This window comes from Streptomyces sp. UNOB3_S3 (assembly GCF_020740895.1).
Lineage (GTDB): Bacteria > Actinomycetota > Actinomycetes > Streptomycetales > Streptomycetaceae > Streptomyces.
On record NZ_JAILXP010000406.1, the window covers coordinates 1 to 6,125 of the forward strand.

The following is a 6,125-nucleotide window of genomic DNA, read 5'->3' on the forward strand; positions in this document are numbered from 1 at the left end:
GACTTTTGGCACGCTGTTGAGTTCTCAAGGAACGGACGCTTCCTTTGTACTCACCCTCTCGGGCTTTCCTCCGGGCTTCCCTTCGGTGTTTCCAACCTTACCAGATCCGTTTTCCGTTCCGTTTCCGGTTCGAATTCCGTTTCCGGCCCCCTGTTGGAGCGGGGTTTCTCGCTTTTGGCCTTTCGGCCTCCGGCGTGATCACTACTTTAGCGGATTTCCCCGGCGGCGCCTAATCGGCGCCCGATCCGAATTTCGGCAGGCCGAAATTCTTCCCGTCAGGGAGTCGTGCAAGTAGTGGAGGTCGTCACCCCGTCGTCCTCGCGGACTCCGTGGCAACTCGGAGAACTCTACACGAGGTTCAGGGGTGCTTGCGCCGCCCCTTGGAGGCCCCGTTGGAAGCCCCCTTGGGCCCCCTCGCCGCCGGGTTGCCCGTGCGGGTCGTGCGGCGGCGCTCGTGGCGGGCGCGGGCCTGGTCGTACTCGGCCCGGTGGAGCTTCTCGCCCGGGGCCTCCATGAGGCTCCGGAAGAAGTAGGCGAGCAGGGTGCCCAGGAAGCCGATCATCATCAGGCTCTGCATCGAGCGTTCGGCCGCCGCGTCCGCGGGGCCCTCCGGGCGGCGGACGAACCGCTCCCATGTACGACGGAAGGCGAGGGCGCTGCAGACGGCGAAGGCCACGACGACCATCGCGTTGATCAGGCCGCCCACCTTGGCGATGGCCAGGCCCTCGTATCCCAGGCGCAGGACGTACGCGCCGGCCGCCGTCGCTGCCAGGGAGCCCACGGCGACCCCGGCCCGGCGCAGTGCGTAGCCGCCGTCGTGCTCGACCCAGGTCGTACCGAAGAACCGGATCGGTTCGGGCTGGGGTCCGGTCGCCGTCTCGTGCTCACCGCTCATACGTCGATTATCGCCACGCCGCGTGCGCAAAGGACGGAGCCGTGTCCTCAGCCCGAGCAGGCCACCGCCACGTACCCGCTGCTGCCCGTCTTCACATACGCGTCGGACACGTACTGGCCCGGGGCGATGCAGTCCCAGACGTCCGTGGTGCCGCACGGGCCGGAGACGGTCTCGCCGCGCGTCTGGCAGCGGATGGAGACGCTGGAACCCTGCGGGAGAACCTTGACGAGTCCGCTGTCGGTGCTGGGACCCCGGCGGACATTGACCTGGTAGCCGGGAGCGATCGGGTAGTAGGCCATGGTGCTCTCCCCCGTGAGGTGAATGACATGCGCAGGCTAGCAACGCACGGCTCCGCCTCCCCGGTACCCCCTGCCCCATCGATTAGGCTCCGCAAGCCGCCGAAAGCGGTCGAATCACATGGGTGACACGGGGGTGGGGCATGCCGCCGCTGCGCAGTACGGGGACCGGTCCGGAAGCGGACGATCCGCAGTACGCGGGTCGGTACCGGCTGGAGGGGCGCCTCGGCTCGGGCGGCATGGGTGTGGTGCACCTGGCGCGCTCGCCGTCGGGGCTACGCATCGCCGTCAAGGTGGTGCACGCCGAATACGCGGTGGATCCCGAGTTCAGGGCGCGGTTCCGGCAGGAGGTCGCGGCAGCGCGACGGGTGAGCGGCGCCTTCACCGCCTCCGTCGTGGACGCCGATCCCGATGGGGAACGGCCGTGGATGGCCACCCTCTACATCCCCGGGCCCACGCTGTCCGAGCAGGTGAAGCGGAACGGTCCGCTGAGCCCCGACGAGGTGCGGCGGCTGGCGGCCGGGCTCGCGGAGGCGCTGCGCGACATCCACCGGGCCGGCGTCGTGCACCGGGATCTCAAGCCCAGCAATGTGCTGCTCGCCGGGGACGGCCCGAAGGTGATCGACTTCGGGATCTCCCGGCCTTACGACAGCGAGCTGCGCACCGAGACGGGCAAGCTGATCGGTACGCCGCCCTTCATGGCTCCGGAGCAGTTCCAGCGGCCGCGTGAGGTGGGGCCGGCGGCGGATGTGTTCGCGCTGGCGTCGTTGCTGGTGCACGCGGCGACGGGGCGGGGGCCGTTCGAGTCGGAGAGTCCGTACATCGTCGCGTACCAGGTCGTGCACGACGAGCCCGATCTGACGGGGGTGCCGGACGATCTCGTACCGCTGATCCGGGCCTGTCTCGCGAAGGAGCCGGCGGACCGGCCGACGCCCGACGCGATCATGGCCATGCTGCCGACGCCGGAGCCCGGCCCGGTGACGACGTCACCGGTGCCCGGGCGTAACCCCATCCCGGCGGCCGGTTCCCTCTCCCCTTCGTACCCCTCTCCTTCGTCCTCCTCTTCCGCGGATGGCGATTCCCGCCCCCGGTCCCGTCGGCTCCCGGCGCTCCGCCGGGTCGCCGCGGCCACCGCGGCCGCCGTCGCGCTGATAGCGGGCGGTGCCTGGGTGATGGAGGAGGTGGAGGACCTCGGCAAGCAGCCGGCGCACCACAGCCGGCCGACTCCGGCGGGCTCGTCCTGGCGTCCGTGGGAGACGTCCGTGCTGGCGGACCCCGCCGGGAACGGTGAGGTGCGGGCCGGGTTCTGTACGTACGCGGACGGCGCCCTGTACTGCGCCGGGCGGGGTGTGCACGCGGCCCGGCTGGACGCCGCGTCCGGGAAGGTCGCGTGGCGGCGGGCGGCTCCTGGCGGCGACCGGCCCGGACCCGGTGTGAGCGGGGCGCGTGCGCCGCGTGTGTCCGGTGGGCTGGTGCATGCGCTGTCGCCGGACAAGCGGGAGCTGTCCGCGCTCGACCCGGCCACGGGTGAGCCGCGCTGGACGCGCGATGTGTCCGCGTACGACGGGCGGGTCTACTACGCGGGTGACACGGTGCTGCTGGTCGCCGGGGACGGTGTGATCACGGCGGTCGACGGGGCGACGAACCGGGAGCGGTGGCGGCATGCGCTGCCCGGCGGCATCAAGCCCGTCTTCTCCTTCTACGGGCGAGACGCCGTCGGCGTCGCCCTCGCGCCCGACGGGCGGCACACGCAGGTCGTCGGCATCGACCCGGTGCGCGGTACGACGCTGTGGCGGTGGACGGCGGACGGTGCGCTGACCGCTGTCGGTGCCGGGCCGAACGGCAGCGTTTATCTCAGCGAGGCCAATGCGCGGACGCAGGTTTCCGCTGTCGTCCGTTACGCCCCGGGGATCGGTCGGGAGCGGCGGATACCGCTCCGTACGCCCCTGGACGCGTCGAGCGTGATGGCCAAGGGGGACGTGGTGTACGTCCTGTCCTCGGACGGCGGGCTGACGGCGGTCGGTACGGCGGAGCTGCCCGGGCGGCCCGCGGGTGAGCTGTGGCGGATGGAGACGTCCGTCGCCAACGCGTCGGCGCTGGTCGCCGGCGACGACGGGCGCCGGCTGTACTTCTCCGCCGCCGACGGGCGGCTGCTGGCCGTGGACGCCGGGCAGGGGACGCTGCTCGGGCAGACGTCGCCGCGACTGGCGCGGGCGGGGCGCGGGGTTCTGGAGTTGCTCCCGGAGCCGGTGGTGGCGGACGGGAAGGTATTCGGCGCGGCGCCGGACGGGACGGTGTTCGCGGTGAGTGAGCGGAATCCGGCGGGGTGGCGGTAAGGGCGCCACCCCTTGCCTCTCCTGCCTAGCCCAGCTTGCTGACGTCCCGCACCGCGCCCTTGTCCGCGCTCGTCGCCATCGCCGCGTAGGCGCGGAGGGCCGCCGAGACCTTGCGGTCGCGGTTCTTCGGCGCGTACGTGCCGCCGAGGGCCTCGCGGCGGGCCGTCAGCTCGTCCTCCGGCACCAGGAGTTCGATCGAGCGGGACGGGATGTCGATGCGGATGCGGTCGCCGTCGTGGACGAGGGCGATCGTGCCGCCCGAGGCGGCCTCGGGCGAGGCGTGGCCGATCGACAGGCCCGACGTACCGCCGGAGAAGCGGCCGTCCGTCACCAGGGCGCAGGCCTTGCCGAGGCCGCGGCCCTTGAGGAAGGACGTCGGGTAGAGCATCTCCTGCATGCCGGGGCCGCCGCGCGGGCCCTCGTAGCGGATGACGACGACGTCGCCCTCCTTGACCCCCTTGGAGAGGATCTTCTCGACGGCCTCCTCCTGCGACTCGCAGACGACGGCCGGGCCCTCGAACGTCCAGATCGACTCATCGACGCCGGCGGTCTTCACCACGCAGCCGTCGACGGCCAGGTTGCCCTTGAGGACGGCCAGTCCGCCGTCCTTGGAGTACGCGTGCTCGACGGAGCGGATGCAGCCGCCGGCCGCGTCCACGTCGAGGGACTCCCAGCGCTCCGACTGCGAGAAGGCGGTCGCGGACCGGACGCAGCCGGGGGCCGCGTGCCACATTTCGACGGCCTCGGCGGAGGGGGAACCGCCGCGCACGTCCCAGGTCTTGAGCCAGTCGGCGAGCGTCGCCGAGTGCACGGAGTGGACGTCCTCGTCGAGGAGGCCGCCGCGGTAGAGCTCGCCGAGGATGGCGGGGATGCCGCCGGCGCGGTGGACGTCCTCCATGTAGTACGTGCCGCCGGGGGCGACGTTCGGGGCGACCTTGGCCAGGCAGGGGACGCGGCGCGAGACGGCGTCGATGTCCTTGAGGTCGTAGTCGAGCCCGGCCTCCTGGGCGGCGGCGAGGAGGTGGAGGATCGTGTTGGTGGAGCCGCCCATGGCGATGTCGAGGGCCATGGCGTTGTCGAAGGCGGCGCGGGTGGCGATGTTGCGCGGCAGGACGGACTCGTCGTCCTGCTCGTAGTAGCGCTTGGTGATCTCCACGACCGTGCGGCCGGCGTTCTCGTAGAGCGCCTTGCGGGCGGTGTGGGTGGCGAGCACGGAGCCGTTGCCCGGGAGGGAGAGGCCGATGGCCTCGGTGAGGCAGTTCATCGAGTTGGCGGTGAACATGCCGGAACACGAGCCGCAGGTCGGGCAGGCGTTCTCCTCGATGCGCAGGACGTCCTCGTCGGAGACGTTCTCATTGACCGAGTCGACGATGGCGTTGATCAGGTCGAGCTTGCGGACCGTGCCGTCGACGAGCGTGGCCTGGCCGGCCTCCATGGGGCCGCCGGAGACGAAGACGACGGGGATGTTCAGGCGCAGCGCGGCCATGAGCATGCCCGGGGTGATCTTGTCGCAGTTGGAGATGCAGATCAGGGCGTCGGCGCAGTGGGCCTCGACCATGTACTCGACGGAGTCGGCGATCAGGTCGCGGGAGGGCAGCGAGTAGAGCATGCCCGCGTGGCCCATGGCGATGCCGTCGTCGACGGCGATGGTGTTGAACTCGCGCGGGATGCCGCCCGCCGCCTTGATCGCGTCGGAGACGATCCGGCCGACCGGCTGGAGGTGGGTGTGGCCGGGGACGAACTCCGTGAAGCTGTTCGCGACCGCGATGATCGGCTTGCCGAAGTCCTCGCGCGCTACGCCCGCGGCCCGCAGAAGGGCTCGGGCGCCCGCCATGTTGCGGCCGTGGGTGACAGTGCGGGACCTCAGCTCGGGCATCCTGCTCACTCCTTGTGTCTCGGACGTCCGAGCCTACGCCGCTCGTCCGCGAAGCGGACAGGGTTTCCGGGATGCGAGATGCCGTTGGGGTCTTTCAGGTGGCGGCCGGGTCGCCCGTCAGATGGCGCTGGACCGCCGGGGCGATCATCATCACGACCTGGTCGAGCTCCGTGGACGCCAGCGGTTCGATCTTGATGACGTGGCGCAGCATGATCACGCCCACCAGGTGCGCCGCCGCCAGCTCGGACCGCAGCCGGGCGTCGGAGAGCTTCAGCTCGGCGGCGATGCGGGACATCAGCCGGGTGTACACCAGGTTCCGGAAGACCGCGGCGGCGGCCTCGTTGGCCACGGCCGACCGCACGATCGCGAGCAGCGGCTCGCGCGTGACCGGGTCCTCCCACAGGCCGAGGACGAAGCGGGTCAGCCGCTCCCCCGCGCTGTCCAGCGGGCCCTGGACGACGACCGCCTGGGCGTCGAGGGCGGGTGTGAAGGCCGTCTCGACGGCGGCGGCGAAGATCTGTTCCTTCGGGCCGAAGTAGTGGTGGACGAGCGCGGGGTCGACCCCGGCGCCCTTGGCTATGCCGCGGATGGACGCCTTGTCGTAGCCCCGCTCGGCGAATTCGGCGCGGGCGGCGGTGAGGATGCGCTCGCGCGCGCCGGGGCCGTCGCCCGCGTCCGTACGGGCCGGGCGGCCGCGGCAGGTACAGGGCGGTGTCGGGACG

General features: G+C 71.5%; 5 protein-coding genes. 1 reads left to right on the forward strand and 4 read right to left on the reverse strand.

What is annotated here, in order from left to right; translation table 11 throughout:
- Positions 1 to 358: 358 nt before the first annotated feature.
- A complete protein-coding gene (locus tag K6I33_RS30165; protein ID WP_229357723.1) occupies positions 359 to 895 on the reverse strand; it encodes a hypothetical protein in 537 nt (178 codons plus the stop codon).
- Between the two features lie 47 nt (positions 896 to 942).
- The gene (locus K6I33_RS30170) at positions 943 to 1,194 is read right to left on the reverse strand and encodes an SH3 domain-containing protein (protein WP_229357724.1); all 252 of its coding nucleotides are present in this window, start codon (positions 1,192 to 1,194) and stop codon (positions 943 to 945) included.
- Positions 1,195 to 1,334: 140 nt separating this feature from the next.
- Here K6I33_RS30170 and K6I33_RS30175 point away from each other — a divergent pair, with 140 nt between their 5' ends.
- A complete protein-coding gene (locus K6I33_RS30175) occupies positions 1,335 to 3,527 on the forward strand; it encodes a PQQ-binding-like beta-propeller repeat protein (RefSeq protein WP_229357727.1) in 2,193 nt (730 codons plus the stop codon).
- Between the two features lie 25 nt (positions 3,528 to 3,552).
- On the opposite strand, the gene ilvD is transcribed toward K6I33_RS30175, so the two are convergent.
- Positions 3,553 to 5,403 carry a dihydroxy-acid dehydratase gene (gene ilvD / locus K6I33_RS30180; RefSeq protein ID WP_229357725.1) on the reverse strand — a complete coding sequence of 617 codons (1,851 nt, stop codon included), beginning with the start codon at positions 5,401 to 5,403 and terminating at the stop codon, positions 3,553 to 3,555.
- A 94-nt stretch (positions 5,404 to 5,497) separates the two neighbouring features.
- Positions 5,498 to 6,125 (reverse strand): TetR family transcriptional regulator (locus K6I33_RS30185; protein ID WP_229357726.1); only part of this gene is annotated, 628 nt, incomplete at its 5' end.

Coding starts and splice junctions, on each gene's coding strand:
- K6I33_RS30165 (WP_229357723.1), bottom strand. CDS start 895: ATGAGCGGTGAGCACGAGACGGCGACCGGACCCCAGCCCGAACCGATC.
- K6I33_RS30170 (WP_229357724.1), bottom strand. CDS start 1,194: ATGGCCTACTACCCGATCGCTCCCGGCTACCAGGTCAATGTCCGCCGG.
- K6I33_RS30175 (WP_229357727.1), top strand. CDS start 1,335: ATGCCGCCGCTGCGCAGTACGGGGACCGGTCCGGAAGCGGACGATCCG.
- ilvD (WP_229357725.1), bottom strand. CDS start 5,403: ATGCCCGAGCTGAGGTCCCGCACTGTCACCCACGGCCGCAACATGGCG.